At 61.5% G+C, this 20926-nt stretch carries 14 protein-coding genes, 2 tRNA genes and 2 pseudogenes; 15 read left to right on the top strand and 3 right to left on the bottom strand.

Annotated elements, in window-relative coordinates:
- Nucleotides 1-51 precede the first annotated feature (51 nt).
- From DMP08_RS05220 to DMP08_RS05155, 14 genes are all read left to right on the top strand, one after another.
- Nucleotides 52-3105 carry an EAL domain-containing protein gene (locus tag DMP08_RS05220; RefSeq protein WP_244596818.1) on the top strand — a complete coding sequence of 1018 codons (3054 nt, stop codon included), beginning with the start codon at nt 52-54 and terminating at the stop codon, nt 3103-3105.
- A 108-nt stretch (nt 3106-3213) separates the two neighbouring features.
- Entirely contained in the window at nt 3214-3639 is a 426-nt protein-coding gene (locus DMP08_RS05215) for a PaaI family thioesterase (protein ID WP_123191906.1), read from the top strand.
- Nucleotides 3640-3847: 208 nt separating this feature from the next.
- Nucleotides 3848-3924: transfer RNA gene (locus tag DMP08_RS05210), tRNA-Pro, on the top strand.
- 639 nt (nt 3925-4563) lie between these two features.
- The gene (gene tatA, locus DMP08_RS05205; RefSeq protein ID WP_114567912.1) at nt 4564-4827 is read left to right on the top strand and encodes a twin-arginine translocase TatA/TatE family subunit; all 264 of its coding nucleotides are present in this window, start codon (nt 4564-4566) and stop codon (nt 4825-4827) included.
- A 174-nt stretch (nt 4828-5001) separates the two neighbouring features.
- On the top strand, nt 5002-5472 hold the full coding sequence (greA, locus tag DMP08_RS05200) for a transcription elongation factor GreA (RefSeq protein WP_114567913.1): 471 nt from the start codon (nt 5002-5004) through the stop codon (nt 5470-5472).
- A gap of 16 nt (nt 5473-5488) precedes the next feature.
- Nucleotides 5489-7423: a lysine--tRNA ligase gene (lysS, locus tag DMP08_RS05195; protein ID WP_123191905.1), complete on the top strand. Its 1935-nt coding sequence runs from the start codon at nt 5489-5491 to the stop codon at nt 7421-7423.
- A gap of 283 nt (nt 7424-7706) precedes the next feature.
- Nucleotides 7707-10271: an ATP-dependent Clp protease ATP-binding subunit gene (locus tag DMP08_RS05190; RefSeq protein WP_123191904.1), complete on the top strand. Its 2565-nt coding sequence runs from the start codon at nt 7707-7709 to the stop codon at nt 10269-10271.
- Between the two features lie 67 nt (nt 10272-10338).
- On the top strand, nt 10339-11181 hold the full coding sequence (gene ispD / locus DMP08_RS05185) for a 2-C-methyl-D-erythritol 4-phosphate cytidylyltransferase (RefSeq protein WP_123191903.1): 843 nt from the start codon (nt 10339-10341) through the stop codon (nt 11179-11181).
- Nucleotides 11182-11221: 40 nt separating this feature from the next.
- Nucleotides 11222-11728 (top strand): 2-C-methyl-D-erythritol 2,4-cyclodiphosphate synthase, encoded by a 507-nt coding sequence (gene ispF, locus DMP08_RS05180; RefSeq protein WP_123191959.1) that lies wholly within the window; start codon nt 11222-11224, stop codon nt 11726-11728.
- Between the two features lie 72 nt (nt 11729-11800).
- Complete coding sequence (gene cysE / locus DMP08_RS05175; protein WP_123191902.1) at nt 11801-12472, top strand: serine O-acetyltransferase; 672 nt, start codon at nt 11801-11803, stop codon at nt 12470-12472.
- Entirely contained in the window at nt 12469-13971 is a 1503-nt protein-coding gene (cysS, locus tag DMP08_RS05170) for a cysteine--tRNA ligase (protein WP_123191901.1), read from the top strand. The genes cysE and cysS overlap by 4 nt, the downstream gene beginning before the upstream one ends.
- Before the next feature lie 173 nt (nt 13972-14144).
- Nucleotides 14145-15401, top strand: coding sequence for a peptidase U32 family protein (locus DMP08_RS05165; protein ID WP_244596817.1), 1257 nt, complete (start codon nt 14145-14147; stop codon nt 15399-15401).
- Between the two features lie 119 nt (nt 15402-15520).
- Nucleotides 15521-16360 carry a tryptophan-rich sensory protein gene (locus DMP08_RS05160; protein WP_123191899.1) on the top strand — a complete coding sequence of 280 codons (840 nt, stop codon included), beginning with the start codon at nt 15521-15523 and terminating at the stop codon, nt 16358-16360.
- 157 nt (nt 16361-16517) lie between these two features.
- On the top strand, nt 16518-16817 hold the full coding sequence (locus tag DMP08_RS05155) for a CDP-alcohol phosphatidyltransferase (RefSeq protein WP_123191898.1): 300 nt from the start codon (nt 16518-16520) through the stop codon (nt 16815-16817).
- A gap of 102 nt (nt 16818-16919) precedes the next feature.
- Here DMP08_RS05155 and DMP08_RS05150 read toward each other — a convergent pair whose 3' ends face one another.
- On the bottom strand, nt 16920-18839 hold the full coding sequence (locus tag DMP08_RS05150) for an EAL domain-containing protein (protein ID WP_123191897.1): 1920 nt from the start codon (nt 18837-18839) through the stop codon (nt 16920-16922).
- 682 nt (nt 18840-19521) lie between these two features.
- Nucleotides 19522-19716, bottom strand: a pseudogene (locus tag DMP08_RS12795) (transporter substrate-binding domain-containing protein); the annotation flags it as partial.
- A gap of 507 nt (nt 19717-20223) precedes the next feature.
- Here DMP08_RS12795 and DMP08_RS05135 point away from each other — a divergent pair.
- Nucleotides 20224-20299 (top strand) — tRNA-Ala (locus tag DMP08_RS05135).
- 115 nt (nt 20300-20414) lie between these two features.
- Here the strand turns inward: DMP08_RS05135 and DMP08_RS12430 are convergent.
- Nucleotides 20415-20926, bottom strand: a pseudogene (locus tag DMP08_RS12430) (IS256-like element ISSlgl1 family transposase); the annotation flags it as partial.

The following is a 20926-nucleotide window of genomic DNA, read 5'->3' as shown; positions in this document are numbered from 1 at the left end:
CCCGAGGGCGAGGATGTTGAAGAATAGAGCTACGAGGGCATGACGCTGGGCATGAAACAGGTGAAGGGCGCGCGAAAGGGCTTGACGTTCAAGGCCCTTATCGCGCTGCCTTTCTGCATCGTGCTTATTTTGCAGGGCGTCATGAGCGCTGCGATTTTGTCCGGGAGCCGCGTGTTCGTTCAGATGGACGACGCCGCATACGATCTGTTCTCGGAACGCGTGGCCAGTCGGGCAAGCTATCTCGAGAGCGACATGGTTCTTCGCTGGTCGGACTTCGGCTCGATGCCCGATGTTGTGGCCGGTCGTGTTGACGAGGTGCTGGCGGAGCGCGGAGCTTCGGTGTCCGATATTGTTCCGGGTTCGGACGTGGCCTTGTCCATTGTCGACGCGATGGCCGACGATCTGGTGTCTTTCATCCGGCACAGCGAGGTGGACGGCGCCTACTTCGTGTTGACGAACGGCGGGGCGGAGGGAGAGGCCGCCGATGCTCGCACGGCGCTCTACATTCGCGATTCGAACCCGCAGGTCAACACCGAAGGCGGATCTGACCTGATGGTTGCATCGTGTCCGATCAGCGTGGGGCGCACTATGGAGATAGCCCTGGACAGCCAGTGGTCGGCAACGTTTCCGCTGGCTGCCGAAGGCAATCAGCGCAGCGCCTTCTACTACGAGCCTTTCCGCGCCGCCCAGAAACATCCCGATGCAGAGGCAAGCGATCTGGGGTACTGGGGACGACCGGTTGATCTTGGCTGGGCGGGAACGCCTTCGGTGACGTACAGCGTGCCGATTCGAACCGCTTCGGGGGAGTTGTGCGGAGTGCTGGGCGTCGAGATACGCCAGGATCGCATCGAGTCGTTTTTTCCGTATCGCGACCTGAACGAGCGAGGCGACGGTTCGTACCTGCTCGCAACCGTGCAGGCCGCCAACTCCGAACGTAGCGCCGGCGTGGAGCCCTTGCCGGACGAGCCGCGCACGTACGAAGTGCTGGCTACAAGCGGCGCGACGCAAAGCCTGTACGTTGAAAACGGCTCCATCGAGGGTTTTCTGGACAACCAGGCCCGTATGGTGGTCGATCCGGCTTTCGACTCGGCCGACCCGGACAAGCGCGCCGTGGCATCCGCGATGGAGTTGGCGTTGTACGACAGCACGTCTCCGTTCGCCTCCGACCGATGGGCGCTTGTGGGGATTGTTCCCGAAGAAGGGCTGTTCTCGGCTTCGCATGCGCTTTCCGAAAGCTTGTTCCGGTCGTTTCTTGTTGCCTTCGTCATGGGCCTGATCGTGGCCGTGCTGGTGGCGTGGCTGTCGTCGTCGCGTTTGCGCAACCTTATGAAGGAGGTTCGCGCGACCGGTCCCGAAGAGCCCATTTCCTTCACGCCTACCGGCATTGTCGAGGTGGACGAGCTTTCCGAGGCGATCGAGTCGTTGGGAACCCAGGTTGCCTCAGCGTCTTCGCGCTTGTCCCAGATACTGCAGCTTTCCGATCGCAGTATCGGCGCGTTTGAGTACAACGCCATCCTGGAAACGGTCAGCTATACCGAAGGGCTGTTCTCTACGCTGTCCATCTTGGAGTGCCCCGAAGCGACGAGTTTCTGCGTGGGACGCGCGGGCTCGGGCACCATGTCGGCGGATGATTTCGATCGGTTCATGGATTGGTACCGCGTGCGCGTCGAACGCGAGGGGGACGATCGCTACCTGTTCTTCGACGAACGCGGCACCACGTGGGTGCGCTTGGTCGTTTTGATGGATGAGGATCGCGGCGTGATGTACGGGCTGGTGGAAGACGTGACGCACGAGATTCGAACGCGCCGCCGCTTGGAGCATGAACGCGATCACGACATCCTGACTGGGCTGCTGAACCGCCGCGCGTTCGAGCAGCAGGTGACCGAGCTGCTGCGGGGCCGTAAGAGGCTTGGAGCTATGCTCATGCTCGACTTGGACAACCTCAAGTTCGTCAACGACACGTACGGGCACGATTGGGGCGACCAGTACATTAAGGCTGCCGCGCGCGCTGTGGAGTCGGCGTTCGGCAACAAGGGTCCTTGCTCGCGCGTGTCCGGCGACGAGTTCTTGGCGTTCGTCGACGTCTGCTCGGATCGAGCCGATGTCGAAGCGCTGTTCGCCGATCTTTGCCGTGCGTTCGACGAGAGCGTGCTGGCTGCTCCTGACGGAAAGGCGCTCAAAGTGCGCGCTTCCATGGGCGCTGCGTTCTGCCCCGACGACGCCACCACCTACGCGCGCCTTCGCGAGTACGCCGACTTCGCCATGTACCTGGCGAAGAGCAGTCGAAAAGGCGAGCTGTTCATGTTCGACCGCGCCAGCTACGATGAGAAGTCGTTCATCGTGAACACCGGCGAGGACTTGAACCGTCTGTTCGATGAGCAGCTTGTGGACTACCATTTCCAGCCGATCGTGGATGCTCGGGCCGGCGAGGTCATTGCCTTCGAGGCGCTTATGCGTCCCCAGCTGGAGTCCATTTCCACGCCGGATCGCGTGTTGGCGCTGGCGCGCTCGCAGTCGAAGCTTCACCATGTCGAACGCATGACGTTTCTGGGAGCTTTAGACGCGTTCTCGCGGCGTTACGTAGGCCAAGGGTCTTTGCTGTTCGTGAACAGCATTGCCACGCAGCGCCTGTCCTCTGAAGACGAGCTGTTCTTGATCGAACGCTACGGCGGCATGCTCAAGCATCTGGTCATTGAAATCATCGAAAGCGATTACAGTCGCGAAATGGCCGTGTACAAAGAAGCGCTGGCGCGGCGTTTGGGTGCCCGCCTTGCCGTGGACGATTTCGGCAGCGGCTACAACGGGGAGACGTCTCTACTGGACTACCACGTTGACTTCGTGAAGCTTGACGCATGCATCGTTCGAGGAATCGACTGCCAGAAGGATCAGCAGGACATAGCCCGCAACTTGGTAGGATACGCTCACGACCGCGGCATCCGCGTGGTTGCCGAAGGGGTGGAAACCGAAACGGAGTTGCGCGCTGTGCTCGATCTGGGCGTTGACTACCTGCAAGGGTATCTGATCGCGCGTCCCGAGCAGCATCCTCGTGACATTCCGGACGAGGTCAAGCGCTTTATCAGGTCGTGTTCCGAGGGCGCTCGGTAAGGCCGGACGGCTTCGCGGGACTGGCCGGGGATGCTTTGGCGTCGGACGGGTATACTAAGGCTCGAACATGGTGGATCCGCACGATGCGGATCAGTAAGGAGGAGCCTTATGGCCTTGACCGATACCCTGCATATTAAGGCGACCGACGTTTGCGAAACCCGCGTTGAAGCGGTAATGCCCATCACGCCGGACCTGTACCAGCCGCATGGCTACCTGCACGGCGGGGCGACCATCGCCTTGCTTGAAACGGTGGCGAGCATCGGGACCGAGCAGAACACCGATTTCGATAGCGAGCGTCCTTTCGGCATCGACGTGCATGTGCGCCACCGCAAGAGCGGGAAGAACGGCGTGTTGCGCGGTGTGGCCGAGCTTGACCGTCAGGAGCCTTCGACCGCGGGCGGGATCAAGCAGTATTGGAATGTGGTCGCTTACGACGAGGATGGCGATGTGGTGTCCGACGGCGTGATCATGACGAAGATCGTGCCGCTTGCTCGTCTTGCTCAGAAGGAGCAAGAGCGCGCCGCCGCGCGCTGATGACGGGATCTGCGCCGCGATCGTGGGCTTTTCCCGTTGGGCAGCGCGCTGCCGTTGTTGTCCGAAGTGGCCGTGAGGCTGCAGGAGAGACGGCTGAAAGCGAGTTCGGTAAACGGGTGGGAAAATTCTGACGGAAATTCGGGTCATTTTTCCTTTTGCTTTTCGATTCGTTGTGCTATCATATCCGTCGCTGCTTGAAGCAGTACTTCGGGTTGTGGCTCAGCTTGGTAGAGCGCTGCGTTCGGGACGCAGAGGCCGCAGGTTCAAATCCTGTCAACCCGACCAGAAATTGCAGGTCAGTCGTTCGCGGCTGACCTTTTTTCTTCTCTGTTGGGCTCAATCGTGCAAAACTGGGGCGCATCTGCGCAGCGCGGGGCATCGACAGCGTAGAGCTGGGGTTGCATCGCGGGCGTGCCGCAGAGCCGTACTGCTGCAGATCGTTTGGAGCGCATCCAGGGGGTTTCGCGATCTTCCACGGAGGCCGAACGGCTTCGTGCGCCTTTGGACGATGCTTCGCGGGCGGCTTTCTCTCGTTTTCGGAGTCGCGGCGATCGGTAGGGCGTTAAGGCGGCCACCTGCGAACCCTCCGCCGGAGCGCCGCTTCGTTTTCGCATACTATGGCGACTGCAAGGCAATTTCTCGCAAAATCAGGAAGCATGCTTCTCATGCTGGTGCATTTGCGGTAATATACCCAGAGTTGTCCGACGGTGTCGCTTATACGAATCTCGGACGACGACCTGGCTTGGCTGCGAACCGCTTTGGGATGCGGTGTAGCGATCCCAAGCCACGTCATCCCAGGTATGGAGCTTGGAAGGGATGTGCTTTTCTGCAGCATCCCTTTTTTGCATAGGTACATCACCCTGACAAGCAGGGTGGGGCGGGGTCGTAAGGCGCGGCCTTTGCACGAGCAATTTGGAGGAACGTATGAAAATTTTGGGAATGGGGATGCCGGAGCTTCTCATCATCCTTGCGGTGATTTTGCTCATCTTCGGCCCGAAGAACCTTCCGAAGCTTGGCAGCGCGCTTGGCAAAACCGTCAAGAACCTTCGCGACGGCATGGGCAGCAAGTCCATCGAGGACGCCGACGATGAGGAAGAAATCATCGAAGAGGTAGTGGAAGAGCAGCCGGCTAAGAAGACGACGACGGCTCGGAAGACCACCACCGCCGCTAAGAAAAAGGCCGAATAGCTCAACAGTTTTGTTCGGTATGCGGTATGTGCAGGTCTGGCCTCGCACATACCGCTTTTTTCATATCAGTGCGGAAACACCGAAGCCGCGCATTTCATCACAGCAAAAAATATAAGGAAGCACGCTTGAAAGCACGAGCGTGCCTGTTTTTGTAATTGGGACAGGTGAGAAAACATGGCAGACGGAAACTTCATTCTTACACAAGAAGGCAAGGACAACCTCGAAAAAGAGCTGCACTACCTTGAGACCGAGAAACGAGCCGAGATCGGCGAGCGCATCAAGGTTGCTCGCGAGTTCGGCGACATCTCCGAGAACTCCGAGTACGACGACGCGAAGAACGAGCAGGGCATGATGGAGGCGCGCATCGCCGAGATCAGCCGAATCCTCTCCGAGGCGACCGTAGTGAACACGCCGAAGCGTTCATCGCGCGTGAACATCGGCTCGGTGGTCACGGTTACCATGGGCGGTCGCGAGCGCGTGTTCACGATCGTCGGCGGCGCGGAAAGCGATGCTGCTGCCGGCAAGATCAGCAACGAGTCTCCCGTGGGCGCCGCGTTGCTGGGCCGCAAGAAGGGCGATGTGGTGGAGACGACGGGCCCGACCGGCCGCCAGGTTACCATCACCATTGAGAAGATCGATCACTAAGATAAAGGAACCGCAGATGAGCGACACCACCGACCAGATCATCGAAGACGACCCCATTGAAGTGCGCCGCGCGAAGCGAGCGGCTCTCATCGCTGCGGGCAAGAACCCCTACGGCCACGCGTTCGAGTACACGCATCATTTGACCGATCTTGTCCAACAGTACGCCGACCTCGAAGACGGCGCTTCCACCGAGGACGAGGTGGACGTGGCCGGTCGCGTCATGGCCAAACGCGATCAGGGAAAGCTCGCGTTTTTGGAGCTGCGCGACTCGACGGGCGACATCCAGCTGTTCTGCCGCATCAACGTCTTGGGCGAGGATGCGTTCGCGGAGCTCAAGGACCTGGACGTGGGCGACTGGATCGGCGTGCACGGAACCATGATGCGCACCAAGCGCGGGCAGCTGTCCGTGGCCGTGCAGTCGTTCGAGCTTTTGAGCAAGAGCCTGCGTCCTTTGCCGGAGAAGTTCCACGGTTTGGCCGACAAGGAGACGCGCTACCGTCAGCGTTACGTCGACCTGGTCATGAATCCCGAGGTTAAAGAGACGTTCGAGAAGCGTTTCAAGATCGTGGCGGCCATTCGCCGCTACATGGAGGACCAGGGCTTCTATGAGGTTGAAACTCCGTTTCTGCATCCCATCTTGGGCGGCGCGAACGCCAAGCCGTTCGTCACGCATTTCAATGCGCTCGATCGCGACTACTATCTGCGCATCGCCACCGAGCTGCCCCTCAAGCGTTTGCTGGTGGGCGGGTTCGAGAAGGTGTTCGAGATCGGCCGTCAGTTCCGCAACGAGGGCATGGACCCGTTCCATAACCCCGAGTTCACCACGATGGAAGCCTACCAGGCGTTTTCCGACCTCGACGGCATGATGGAGCTTACGCAGGGCTACATTCAGGCTGCTGCGATGGCCGCATGCGGCACCATGCAGGTGACGTATCAGGGCCAGGAGATCGACTTGTCGGGCGACTGGCCGCGCAAGTCCATGATCGAGCTTGCCACCGAAGGGGCGGGCGAGCCGGTGAACTTCGACCGTACGCTCGAAGAGCTGGTTGCTATTCTGGAAAAGAACGGAGGACATGCCGATGCGGCTTGGGGCAAGGGCAAGCTGATCGCCGAGATATTCGAAGCCGTCGCCGAAGAGAAGCTTATCCAGCCCACGTTCGTCATCGATCATCCGCTCGAGGTGTCGCCGCTGGCCAAGAAGAAGGCCGACGACGAGAACCTGACCGAGCGCTTCGAGCTGTTCATTTGCGGGCACGAGTACGCGAACGCCTTCGGCGAGCTGAACGACCCGGTCGATCAGGCCGAGCGTTTCAAGGCGCAGGTGGCTGCAAAGGATCTGGGCGACGACGAGGCCATGGGCTACGACGACGACTACGTGCGCGCCCTCGAGTACGGCATGCCGCCGGCGGGCGGAGTGGGCGTGGGCATCGACCGCTTGGTCATGCTGCTGTCCGACGCTCCGTCCATCCGCGACGTGCTGCTGTTCCCCCACATGCGCGACGAGGCGCCGGCGGGCGGCCGTCCGCGCGCGGCTGCGCAGGACGTTTCTGCCGAGGCGCCGGCGGCCGAGCCCATCGACTTCTCGAAGGTTGTCGTGGAGCCGCTGTTCGAGGACGAGGTGGACTTCGACACGTTCAGCAAATCGGATTTCCGCGCCGTGAAGGTCAAGGAATGCGTCGCCGTCCCCAAGAGCAAGAAGCTGCTGCAGTTCACGCTCGACGACGGCTCGGGGTCCGACCGTGTCATCCTGTCCGGCATCCATGCGTATTACGAGCCGGAGGATCTGGTGGGGCGCACCCTCGTCGCCATCACCAATCTTCCGCCGCGCAAGATGATGGGCGTCGAATCGTGCGGCATGCTGCTTTCCGCCATTCACGAGGAAGAGGGCGAGGAGCGTCTCAACTTGCTGATGGTTGACGACCGCATTCCTGCCGGCGCGAAGCTGTACTAAGGAGCTTCGCAGAATCGCTTTCGAAGAAGGCCGCCCGCGCGCGATATCGCCGGGCGGCCTTCTTGCACGTTCGGGCATTGTGCGCGGGCGGTCGTGGTAGGATGGACAACGGCGCGACCGAACGGCGAAGCCGGCCGCTCGCTGCCGTGCGGGCCGGCTGTTGGCAAGGCGCTCGAACTTATGGAGCCGCCGTGTGGGCGGTCGGGCAAGTTGGCACTCGGATATTGCGAGTGCTAACATGGAGAGGTAACACTGAAGTATCGCCGCGAGAATCGAGGCTTACATGTCATTCGAGAAGTTCACGGACAAGGCGCGCAAGGTGCTCGTCCTGGCCCAGGACGAAGCGCGCTCGCTCCATCAGCCCTATGTGGGGACCGAGCACATCCTTCTTGGCCTTATCCAGGAGAAAGACGGCTTGGCTGCTCAGGCGCTCGACCGCCTGAGCGTCAAGTACGACGCTGTGGTGCAGGCTATCCGTCAGGTGGTCGCCATCGACGAGGACACCGACGTATCCGGACACCTGTCGTTCACGCCGCGCGTGAAGCGCGTGCTGGAGAACTCCCTGCGCGAAGCCATGCAGATGGGACAAAGCTACATATCGACCGAGCACTTGCTGCTGGGCATCGTGCGCGAAGGCGACGGCACGGCGCTCGAGGTGCTTACGCGCTTGGGCGTGTCCGGCGACGACGTGCGCAGCGCGCTCAACGATCTGGTGGGGCAGAGCCCGGTCTATGCGGGTCGCAACCCCTTCGACCCCACCGGAGGGACGTCCGATAGCGTTCTGAAGGAATTCGGCACCGACCTCACGCAGAAGGCTCGCGATGGCAAGCTCGATCCGGTCATTGGCCGTGCCGGCGAGATCGAGCGCGTCATGCAGGTGCTTTCGCGCCGCCAGAAGAACAACCCGCTTCTGATAGGCGAGCCGGGCGTGGGCAAGACCGCCGTGGTCGAGGGTTTGGCCCAGCTCATCGTTTCGAACCAGGTGCCCGACATCCTGCGCGGCAAGCGCCTGTTCACGCTGGACGTGAGCGCGCTGGTCGCCGGATCCAAGTATCGCGGCGAGTTCGAGGAGCGTCTGAAGAAGTGCATCAAGGAAGTGATGGATGCGGGCGACATCATCCTGTTCATCGACGAGATGCACACGCTCATCGGCGCAGGTTCTGCCGAGGGCTCCATCGACGCCGCCGCCATCCTGAAGCCGCCGCTGTCGCGCGGCGAGATCCAGGTGGTCGGCGCCACCACCATCGACGAGTACCGCAAGCATCTGGAGAAGGACTCCGCCTTGGAGCGCCGTTTCCAGCCTATCACGGTGGGCGAGCCGAACGAGGAGCAGGCGCTGCGCATCATGGAGGGCCTGCGCGATCGCTACGAAGCGCACCATCAGGTTCACTTCACCGACGAGGCCCTGCAGGCCGCCGTCAGCTTGGCGGGCCGCTACATCCAGGATCGCTACCTGCCCGACAAGGCTATCGACGTGCTGGACGAGGCGGGCGCGCGCATGCGCATCCGCAACATGACCCTGCCCAAGGAGCTGCGCGATCTGGACGAAGAGCTGCGCAAGCTGCGCGGAGAAAAGGACGCGGCCATCGGCGCTCAGGACTTCGAGCGCGCCGCCCAGCTGCGCGACCAGGAATCCGATCTCAAGAAGAAGCGCGAAGAGGCCGAGAAGCAGTGGGAGGAAGACGCGCAGAAGTCCGTCCATCAGGTGACGGTCGAGGATATCGCCGACGTGGTTTCCATGACCACGGGCGTGCCCGTGTCGAACCTCACGGAAGCGGAAACCGAGAAGCTCCTGCGCATGGAGGGCGTGCTGCATGAGCGCGTCATCGGCCAGGAGGAGGCGGTCACGGCGTTGTCGAAGGCCATTCGCCGTTCGCGCAGCGGCCTCAAGGATCCCAAGCGTCCGGCCGGTTCGTTCATCTTCCTGGGCCCTTCGGGCGTGGGCAAGACGGAGCTTTCCAAGGCGCTTGCCGAGTTCCTGTTCAATTCCGAAGACGCGCTGCTGTCCTTCGACATGTCCGAGTACATGGAAAAGCACAGCGTGTCCCGCCTGGTGGGCAGCCCTCCGGGCTACGTGGGCTTCGACGAAGGCGGCCAGCTGACGAAGGCCGTGCGCCAGCGTCCCTACTCGGTGGTGCTGTTCGACGAGATCGAGAAGGCGCACCCGGACGTGTTCAACATCTTGCTCCAGATTCTGGAGGAGGGCCGTTTGACCGACGCCCAGGGCCGTACCGTCGATTTCCGCAATGCGGTCATCATCATGACGTCGAACGTGGGCGCGCGCGAAATCGCACAGCCCACCACGCTGGGCTTCTCCACCGAGGAGCAGGCGGGCTTGTCCGACAAGGAGATCAAGAGCCGCGTCATGGCCGAGATGAAGAAGCTGTTCCGTCCCGAGTTCTTGAACCGCATCGATGAGATCATCGTGTTCAAGTCCTTGAACGACGAGCAGATCGCGGAGATCGTGAAGCTCATGGTGGCCGATTTGCGCGAGCGCCTGATCGAACAGAACATGTCCATCAACCTGACCGATGCCGCCTGCAGGCTCATCGCGAAGGAGGGCACCGACGCCGCCTATGGAGCCCGGCCCCTGCGCCGTGCCATCCAGCGCTTGCTGGAGGATCCGCTGTCCGAGGAGATCTTGGAAGGGAAGTGGACGAGCGGTTCGGTCATCGACGTGGACGTTGCCGACGGCGAACTGGTCTTCGCGCCGGGCTCGGGATCTATCCCGGCGCCCCGGAAACGTGATAGCATAGCAAGAGACGCAGAATTGTTGCTGACGAACTACGACTTGGGCCATGCTGGCGTGTCCAGCGGGGGCTCCATGTCCGGCGGTGCAGCTGACTAAGGTGATTCCGGCGGCGCAAGCCGCCGGATCTGCTTGACGCCACGAACGACTTACAAGAAGGAACGCCATGACCAAAACCATCGACCCCGTATTCTCCTCGGCGGTGCTCAAGTCGCCGGAGCTTGCTTTCGATCATTTCGATTTCGACGCGATCTCGCAGGCTATGGAGGGTCTTAAGGGAGAGGTCGACAAGAACCCGCAGACCGCAGCCATCATCTTGGCGGGCGGCACGGGCGATAGGTTCGGCAAAGAGGGCGGCAAGCAGCTGGTGGAGATTGCCGGCAAGCCCATTCTCACCTGGTCTGCGGAGGCGTTCGATGCGGTGGGGGATATCGGGCTCATCGTCATCGTGTGCCCGGAAGAGCGCTGCGACGAGTACCTGAAGCGCGCCATCGATCCGTTTCCGTTCGTGACGCCCATCGTGATGGCTCCTGCGGGTCCCAGCCGTCAGGAATCGGCGTTCTCCGGGCTCGAGTACGTCCCCGACGACTACGGCTACGTCATTTTGCACGATGGCGCTCGACCCCTGATCACGCCGGAGCTTATCGCGCATACCATCAACACGCTCAAGGGCAATATCGAATCGGACGGCGCCGTGGTGGCCCATCCGGCGGTCGACACGCTCAAGGTAGTGGAGAACGGCGTCATCATGGGAACGCCCGACCGGCGCGTGTTCTGGAACGCGCAGACGCCGCAAGTGTTTCGCGCCGGCATCTATCGCCGTGCGCATGCATCCGCGCTGTCCGACGGGTTCATGGGCACGGACGACTCGTCGCTCATCGAGCGCTTGGGCGGCAAAGTGCTCGTGGTCGAAGGAAAGCGCGACAACATCAAGCTGACGGTGCCGGAAGATTACCTCATGCTGGTGGCTGCGGTGCGGGCCATGTACATGAAGGGGATGGAAGAGTAGTGGCGGGCGCGACGACTATCCCGGAGGTCCGTTCATGAGCATGTCCTGCAGCGACAATCCGTTGTCGAGCCTGCGCATTGGGCAGGGCTACGACGTGCATGCGTTCGCCGAGGGGCGCAAGCTGATTTTGGGGGGCGTGGACATCCCCCATGTGCACGGGCTGCTGGGCCACTCCGATGCCGATGTATTGGCGCATGCCATCTCCGATGCGCTTTTGGGCGGCGTGCGCGGCGGGGACATCGGAAAGCTGTTCCCCGACACCGATCCTGCCTACAAGGATGCCGACTCCCTCAAATTGCTGCAGGCCGTGGCGGCGTTCGTGCGCGAGCGCGGTTACGAGATTCTCGACGTGGACAGCGTGATCGCGGCGCAAGCCCCCAAGCTGTCGCCGTACCGCGATCGGATGCGCGAGAATCTGGCGCGCGCGATGGGCGTGCCCATCGAGAACGTGGGCGTGAAGGCCACGACTACCGAACGTCTTGGGTTCGAAGGCCGCGAAGAGGGCATTTCCGCTACCGCAGTCTGTTTGCTCTGTCGATGTCGTTAGGGGCCGGCTGCCCTGAATTGCGGCCGGCGCGCTTCGCTATGCTACAATTCCACATCGACAGTTAGGGTACTCATGAATATATTCAAAACCATTGGCGAGGACATTCGGGCGGTCAAGGACCGCGATCCTGCTGCGCAGAACTCGTTCGTTATCTGGCTGACGTACCCGGGCTTGCATGCCCGGTGGTCCCATGTGGTCGAACATTGGCTGTGGAACCACGGCTTGAAGAGCCTTGCGCGCATATCGTCGCAGTTCACGCGTTTCATGACCGGCGTCGAGATTCATCCGGCCGCCGTGATAGGCCGTCGCTTCTTCATCGACCACGCCATGGGCGTCATCATCGGCGAGACGACGATCATCGGCGACGATTGCACGCTATACCAAGGCGTCACGTTGGGCGGCACCGGCAAGGAGACGGGCAAGCGCCATCCTACGCTGGGCGACAACGTGCTGGTGGGCGTGGGCGCGGCGGTGCTCGGCAACATCACCATAGGGGACGGCTCCAAGGTGGGAGGCGGCGCCGTGGTCGTGAACGACGTGCCGCCGAACTCCACGGTGGTCGGCATTCCCGGCCGCGTGGTGGTGCGCGACGGTCATCGCGTCGAAAGCGAGGCGAAGGATGCGGCCCAGCATAGGGAGAACCTGCCCGATCCCATCGAGGAGCGGTGCGCGAACCAATGCGAGCGCATAGAAGAGCTCGAACGCAGGTTGAAGGAACTTGAGGAGCAGAAGGGGCGCTCATGATCAAACTCTACAACACCAAAGCGCGCGAAAAGGTGCCGTTCGAAGCGCGCGAGTGCGGCAAGGTGGGCATGTACGTGTGCGGGCCCACGGTGTACAACTACATTCACATCGGCAACGCGCGCACGTTCATCAGCTTCGACGTCATTCGCCGCTACTTCATGTGGCGCGGCTTCGACGTGACGTTCGTGCAGAACGTCACCGACGTGGACGACAAGATCATCACGAAGGCGAACGAGGAAGGGCGCGAAGCTGCCGAAGTGGCGGCTGAGTACACGGCTGCGTTCATCGAGGACATGCGCAGGGCGAACGTGCTCGATCCCGATATTCGCCCGAAGGCGACCGAAGAGATCCCGGCCATGATCGAGCTCATCCAGGAGCTCATCGACGGCGACCATGCCTACGAGGTGGACGGCGACGTGTACTTCGCCGTGCGCTCGTTCCCTGCGTACGGCCAGCTTTCCGGCCGCAACGTGGACGAGATGGAATGCGGCCACCGCGAACTGCGCGCCGATGGCAAGGGCATCGAGGATCGCAAGCGCGATCCGCTCGACTTCGCGCTGTGGAAGGCTGCGAAGCCCGGCGAGCCTTCGTGGGGATCGCCTTGGGGCCAAGGCCGTCCTGGTTGGCATATCGAGTGCTCGGCCATGTCGCGCCGGTATCTGGGCCTGCCCTTCGACATTCACGGCGGCGGCGCCGATCTGGTGTTCCCCCATCATGAAAACGAGTGCGCGCAAAGCGAGGCGGCTTGCGGGTGCACGTTCGCGAACTACTGGATGCACGGCGGCATGCTGCAGATCAACGCCGAGAAGATGAGCAAGTCGCTGGGCAACTTCATGCTGCTGCGCGACGTGTTGGACACGACGCGCCCCGAAGTGCTGCGCTTCCTCATGCTGCAGACGCATTATCGCAGCCCGCTGGACTTTTCCGACGAGCGTTTGGCCGAGGCCGAAGCGGCCCTCGGGCGCATCGAGAACGCGGTTCGCAACTTGGATTGGCAGCTTGAGAACGTGGAGGATGTTCCGTCGCCGCTCGATACGCGCGAGCTCATGAAGCGCGCGAAGGAGGCCAAGGTTTCGTTCATCGTGGCCATGGACGACGACTTCAACACGTGCCGCGCGCTGGGCGAGGTGTTCGACCTGGTGGCCGACGTGAACGCGCAGGCAACGGGCAAGACGCTCTCGCTTTCCGACGTGCCCATCGTGCGCGAAGTGCGCAATACCATCGTGGAGCTGGTGGGCGTGTTCGGCATCGATGTGGAAGCGGCTGCCGAATGCGGAGAGGCCGACGCCTATCCTGCCGAAGTGGTTCCCCTGGCCGCCGATGTGGCCGGCTACGTTGGCGCGGACGCCGCGGAGGCGGTGGAGGCGCTGCTGACCGCGCGGACCGAGGCCCGCGCGGCGAAGGACTGGGCGCGCGCCGATGCGGTGCGCGACGGCCTGTGCGCTCTCGGGTTCGTCATCGAGGATACCCCGCAGGGCCCGCGCGTGTCGTTGGCGTAGGCGTTCGACGGCTCGAAAGCCGGCGAACTTGATTGATGGTGCGAAGCGCGAAGGCGCCTCGAGCCACCGTGGAAGCCCGACGGAGCGCGCGGCAGCGCGCGAGGGGCCCGCAACGGTGCGACGGGGCGCTTCCGCGCTTCTTGTTTACGGTGCGAACGACCAGGATGTCCATAATGCTTGATGAGAATGCTTCCCCTGTCCCCGAGCTGCTCGCCCCTGCTGGAGGGCGCGCGCAGCTTGAAGCGGCCGTGCGTTTCGGCGCGGACGCGGTATATTTGGCAGCTGACCGGTTCGGCATGCGCCAGCGTGCGGAGAACTTCGCGCTGACCGATATCCCCGATGCGGTCGCGTTCGCGCATGCCGCGGGATCTCGCGTGTTCGTGACGATGAACACGCTCATGCACGCCGAGGATCTGGCGGCGTTGCCGGAATACCTCGAGGCGCTTGCCGCCGCGCAGGTGGATGCGTTCATCGTGAGCGATTTGGGAGCGTTTCGCCTGGCGCAGAGGCATGCTCCCCGCGTGGCGCTGCATGTGAGCACGCAGGCTTCCGTAGCCAATGCCGAAGCGGCGCGCGTTTGGCACGAGCTGGGGGCGTCGCGCGTGGTGTGCGCGCGGGAAATGAGCATGGAGGACATCGCCCGCATGCGCGCCGATGCGCCGAGGGAGTTGGAGATCGAGGCGTTCGTGCACGGTGCCATGTGCATGGCGGTATCGGGCCGATGCCTGATCAGCTCGGTCATGGCGGGGCGCTCGGGCAACAAGGGGCACTGCACGCAGCCGTGCCGTTGGAGCTACGCGCTGGTGGAGGAGAAGCGCCCGGGCGAGTACTATCCCATCGAGGAGGACGTGCGCGGCTCCTACGTCATGAACGCGCAAGACCTCAACATGCTGGCGCATTTGAACGACTTGGCCGCCGCGGGCGTCGACTCGTGCAAGATCGAGGGCAGGAACAAGCGCGCGTTCTACGTGGCGTCGGTGGTGCATGCGTACCGTGCCGTGCTCGACGGCGCGGACCCTGCCGAGGTTGCGCCCGAGTTGCTGGCCATCTCGCACCGTCCGTACGGCACGGGGTTCTACTATGGGGAGGCGGAGCAGGCTCCTGATCGCGATGGCTATCTGAAGGAATGCCTGCACGCCGCAACGGTCGAGTCGTGCGAACCTGCGGGCGAGGGGCTGTGGCGCGTGCGCGCGGTTTGCCGCAACCGGTTCTGCGAAGGGGACGGCTTGGAGGTTCTCTCGCCGCGCAAGCCGGTCGGCTTCGCGTCGGTGCGCAATCTTGCCTGGCTGCCTCGGCCCGATAAGGACGATCCGCATCTTGTGCCCGCGCCTGTGCCCGTCGCCGTGGCGAACCGCGCTTCCGAGAGCTATGCGTTCCTGGTCGATGCCCCCGTTCTAAGCGGAGACTTCTTGCGCATCAGGGCGGACTGAGCGTACCGAAGCGATTCCTCATTGAGAAGTTGCCGTTACGATGCGGGCGCTCCTTCGGGGCTACACTAGGGTATCGATCGAAAGCGATCGCGCTGCTCCCAAGGAAAGCGAGGTGCACCATGTCCGGTCATGCCCATCGTGCTTCAACGGTTCCCGATGCCGTGCAGCGCGCCCACATGGCGCAGCCTGAGCGCGCCCGGGAGCGAAGTCGCGGCTACTTCACGCTCGAGGTGGTGGTCATGTGGGTTGCGTACGTGCTCATGATCGCGGGCAACGTGGCCATCGAAGCCGGTCGTTTGGGCGGCGTCACCTCGGCTACCGTGGCCTACGGCGTGTTCACCTGGTTCACGCCCGCCGGGTACGTGTTCTCCATCTGGTCGCTCATTTACGTGGCGCTTATCGTATGGCTGGTTTCCTATACGAAGGGCGCTCCCTCGCGTCCACGCCGCTTCACTCCGGTTGCGGGGCTGTTCGTTGCCAGCAGCATCCTGAACGTTCTTTGGCTGGCTGTTTGGCATTTCCAGATGATAGTCCCTGCTTTCGTGGTCATCCTGCTGGATTGGCTCGTCCTCGCGGCGCTTTACCTGAACGTTCGCACCGGAGCTTCGTCGGCTTTGGGATGGGTTCCCATATCGCTGTACACGGCGTGGATAACCGTGGCGACGCTGTCGAACATGGCCATCCTCATTACCCGGGCGCTTGACGGCGGCATGCTTCTTCTGAACGGCGCTTCTGTGGTTGCTCTGGCTGCCGGCGTCGTGTCGTTGGGGATTTTCATGTGGCGCCGGTTCGACGACATCGTGTTCCAGCTGGTATTCGTCTGGGCGTTGGTGGGGGTGGGCGTGCATGTGCTCGACGTTTCGCTGGCGGTGGCCGTCGTCGTGTGGGTGCTGAGCGTTCTCGGCGCCGTCTTGACGCTCGTTCCCTTCGGGCGCTCGCGCAGCGCGTCGCGCAGGTAGGCGGCTTCGTTTCGGCCGATGCCTTGCGAGCGGCGGATGGAGGGCTCGTTTCCTTGGTTCCCGACGTTCCCGATCGGCTAATATTCGTTTTCCGACGAAACCCCGCTTGCTTCTTGCTATGATAAGCGCAAGGTAATCCCGGATGAAAGGGGTTGTTATGGGAACGAAAGCAGCGGAGGCGCTCGACGTATCCTTTGACGAGCTGCCGAACTACCTGCACGCGAAGCATTCCGTGTACATGGAGGTCGGCGGCGCAACGTACTACCTTACCGACGTGAACGATCGGTACTGGCGCGCCCAGGCTACCGACCGGCTCAACGACAAGGGACACTATGTCGACGCGAGCGATCTGGTGCCTACGGTGAGCGAGTTCCTGACGCTTCCTTTTGCGGATGGGAAATCGATCGCCGATTTGTTCGACGAGGCGACGTTCTACGCGTCCGAGAAAACCGAATAGCGCAGTCGAGGGGCGGCCGGCGAAACGGTCGCCCCTCTTTTTCGCCATGCATCGCGGGTGCGGCCGTGCGCTGCATGGCTTTTCGCGGCCTGTCGTTCGCTTCTAGATTGCTTCTTTCGGCATGAGCGCGCCCGCCCTGAATTGCGCGTCTGATTCGGGCAGCGGGACGGGGCGCGAGTAAAGGAAGCCCTGCGCCACCATATGCGGGTCCAAGGCCATCAGCATGTCGGCCTGTTCTTTGGTTTCCACGCCTTCTGCAACGATGCGCACGTTCAAGAGCGCGGCGATGTTCACCACGCCTTTCAGAATGGCCTTGCTGCGGTCCTCGCTTTGGCTGCTCATCAAAAACGAGCGATCGAGCTTGAGGACGTCTATCGGCAGGTCCTTGAGCGTTCCGAGCGACGAGTACCCGTTTCCGAAGTCGTCGATCGAGATGCGGAATCCCAGTTCTTTCAGGCGCTCGCATACGCTTGTGGTTCGTTCGAGGTCCGCCATGACGATGTTCTCGGTCAGCTCGAGCTCGAGGTTGGCGATCGGTGCGCGATGGCGTTCGGCGATTTCTTTGAGCGTGTCGGGGAACCGGTCGTTTTCCAGGTGACGGCGCGAGAAGTTGCAGGCGATGATAGGGGCTCGTCCGTCAACGTCCAGGCATGCTCGGATACGCCGGCAAGCGAGCTCGAACAAGCGCAGGTCAAGCTCGATGATCAATCCGTTTCGCTCGAACAGCGGAATGAACTCGCTGGGGCTCACCAGCCCGCGCTCCGGCGATTCCCAACGCGCCAATGCTTCGAACCCCAGGATCCTATTGGTTCTCATGCTTACTTTCGGTTGGTAGTAGGCGGTGAACTCGCCGTTGTTGAGCGCATCTTGAGCTGCCGCGACGAGCGCGCGTTCGGCTAGATCGCGCTCCTTCATGTCGGAGGTGTAGAGAGCTGCGGCGCTGTGGGCGGTTTCATCGATGCTCTCGCGCGCATAGCGGGCGCAATCGATCAGCTCGATGACGTCTTGGGAGCGGATGCTCGATGAATCGGGCGAGCGGCGCACCACGCACAGTCCCGCGATCAGCGACAAGCGATGCGAGAGGTCTTTCAGCACGGGCAGGTTGTTGAACCGCTCGTCCAGTTCGTTGAAGCGATCGAGCATGGGCTTCCAGCCCTCCCACTTCAGGAGTATCGCGAATTCGTCGGCGGTGATCCGGGCCAGGTACTCGTCCTCGTGCAGCATGCGCTCGATGGTGCGTGCAAGGCCCTTGAGCAGCTCGTCGCCCGCTGCGTATCCGAATGCGGCATTGAAGCTTTTGAAGCGCTTGATGTCCAGGTAGGCGAGCGCGTACGTTTCGTCGGGGGCGTTTTCGAGCCGTTCGTTGAGGACGGTGCGGAACCGGGCGAGGCTCCATCCTCCGGTCAGGGGATCGGTGAACGACATTCTTTGAATTTGGCGCGCCGTGCGCAGTTTCGCGCGCGCCAAATAGACGCCTGCGCCCAGTATGGCAGCGAACAGCAGGGCAAGGGCAAAGATGATCTGCAGGGGATATTGTCGTAGGAAGTCGAGGGGGCTGGTGGGGTGGATGGCCAGGGAGCTTTGGGAGATCCAGGCGTCCATCGTTCGGTTCGACGTGTACTGGACGCATCGATCGAGGATGCTTTGGAGCCGAGGGTCCGCATCGTTGCGCACGGCGATGCTCAGGTTGTTCGAGAACTCCGTGATGGTGGTCATGGTGAGCGATTCGTATTGCGGCTCCGATAGCAGGTAATGAGCCACATGCGCATCGATGTAGGCTGCGTCGGCCGTGCCCGAATGCACGGCATCCATGCAGTCTTTGGGCGTGGCGCAATAAACGATCCGGCTGCTTTCCTTGCTCTGCGCTATGCGGTCCGCGAAAGCGAACCCTTCGGGAAGCGCTATGCGAGTTCCCGAAGGGTTCGAGCCCACGATCGAGACGACGGGGTCCCGCAGATAGGGTCCCGTGGTGGTCACCAGGTTGCTTTGAGCGAGGTCCGAGCCGCGCTCGGTTCCGTACACGATGTCCGCCTGCCCGCTCTTCGATCAATCGGAAGGCTTCCTCCGGACCGTTGACCGCTATGTATTTGAATTGCAATCCCGTTATGCGCGTTATATCCGAGAACAGCTTGGACGCGACGCCTGCGAACGTGCCGGTTTCAGGGTCGGTGTAGGAGAAGGGCGCGTTTCGCGCATCGTAGGCCACGCGCAAGGCGGGGGCCGAGTCAAGGTAGCGGTATTCCGGTTGGGTGAATACGGGATCTTGTTCCGGGTTGAAGCTGAGATAGCGGTCGTACAGCATGGAGATGAGGCCGGGATCGCGTAGCTTGAGGCTTTCCAGGGCAAGATCGAACTCGTCGGCGATTTCGATCCGATCGAGCGGGAAGGCCACGTAGAGCGGCCGGGGTGCGAATTGGGCAACGATGCGGAAGCGGGATTCGCTTCCAAGGTACGTGGCGGCGACGGCGTCGATTTCGCCGTTGTCCAGGGCGCTTGTCAGATCGACGGTGCTTTCGTAGGGGACGATGTTTGCCGTGAAGCCCTTTTCGTTGCAGTACTCCAGGAACGTGGTCGCATCGTAGCTGTCGGAAACGACGCCCACGCGCATTCCCTCGAACGATTCGAAGTCCTCGTAGGCGAATCTCGTTTCGTCCGCCCGCACGTTGACGGTCTCGAAGGTTTCGCACAGCGACGAGTGGGAAAACCTCATGGTTTCAAGGCGTTCCGGCGTTTGGTAGACCATGGGAAGGATGTCGACCTCGCCGGCTTTGAGCGCATTGAGCGCGGATTCCCATCCGGGGTAGTCGACGAACTCGTACTTCCAGTTCGCGTACAGGGAGATAGCTCGGAGATAATCGATGTTGAAGCCTTTGCGGGTGCCGTCTTGGCTCTTCGACATGTACGTGCCGTCTTCGTAGCAGGCGACGCGCACGACGCGCTTTCCAGTTTGGTCGGGGTGGTTTTCGGCGAAAGCTTCGGTCGGGGAGAAGATCAGGAGGGCGAGCGCCGTCAAAATGCAAACAAGCAGCGTTTCGAGAGCGTTGCGGGAGATCGTCCGCTCTCTCCAGGCGGCAATGCGGTCCCGTGCTCGCATGGTGCTCCGTTTCCGACAACATGGCTGATAAGCATGCTACTTTTTCTTATTGTACTGCATGATCCGGCGTTCGGTTCGCCATGTTGACGAATGGTCGAGCCCGGATTGCCCGGGCGGTGCGGACGTCCCTTAGGGTGGGCGTCGGGGTGCAGCGCGACGCCTTGTTTTGGATGAGCGGCCGCACGGTCTCGGAAGCGCGAAGGAGGCCTCGAGGGGGTCTTGAGCGTCCGGTCTGCCTATGCGAGAAAATTTTTATAAAAAACTGCTTGACCCCTAATCTGATTCGGGTATACTAGTCCTCGCACTTTTGAAGGGGCCTTAGCTCAGCTGGGAGAGCGCATGGCTGGCAGCCATGAGGTCAGGGGTTCGATCCCCCTAGGCTCCACCACTAATTACGCAGGTCAGGCAGTGATTGCCTGACCTGTTTTTTTATGTTTGGCGAATCTGGGCTCGCAGTCCAAAACCAAGGGTTATGTTTCAAAAAGTGTGTCCGATCCAATTATTCACTGCCTGTAATTCGTAGGCATGTGGAACTCCTCCCAGACGATGCCTGAGCCGTACCTGTCGGGTGTGCCCTCACCTTTGCCAGCATCTTTCGATGCACTCGAAAACAACCCATCTATGTCATCGTCAGTGGGCATAATGCGTACGATTTCAGAAGCAGGAAGCGGGTTTTCAGACTTCATGTAACACCACCAAAAGATTGCTTTGATGCGGTGCATAAGCGGAAGTCCTCTATGAAGCCTTAGCATCTCACGCAGTCTCGCGTTTACGCTTTCAACAGCATTATTGGTGGAGGGCCACTGCCCGCCATGCTCTTGCTGCATTTCAATAAAGGTGAACAACGTTGTCTGTTTCACAAGCCTGTTTAAGACACCTCTTGCCTTACGAAGTCGCTCATGCGTCCAAAGTTTCTTGCCATCTTTTATGGTGAATTCTCTTAAGAACGAATCCCATCTTGTGCACCATGCGTTGTATTCAAGCAACCATGCTGTGGCAGATTCAATATCTTTAG

Source organism: Paraeggerthella hongkongensis, assembly GCF_003726035.1.
GTDB lineage: Bacteria > Actinomycetota > Coriobacteriia > Coriobacteriales > Eggerthellaceae > Paraeggerthella > Paraeggerthella hongkongensis.
The sequence above is the reverse complement of the archived record's forward strand: the minus strand, read 5'-3'. Positions and strand labels throughout refer to the sequence as shown.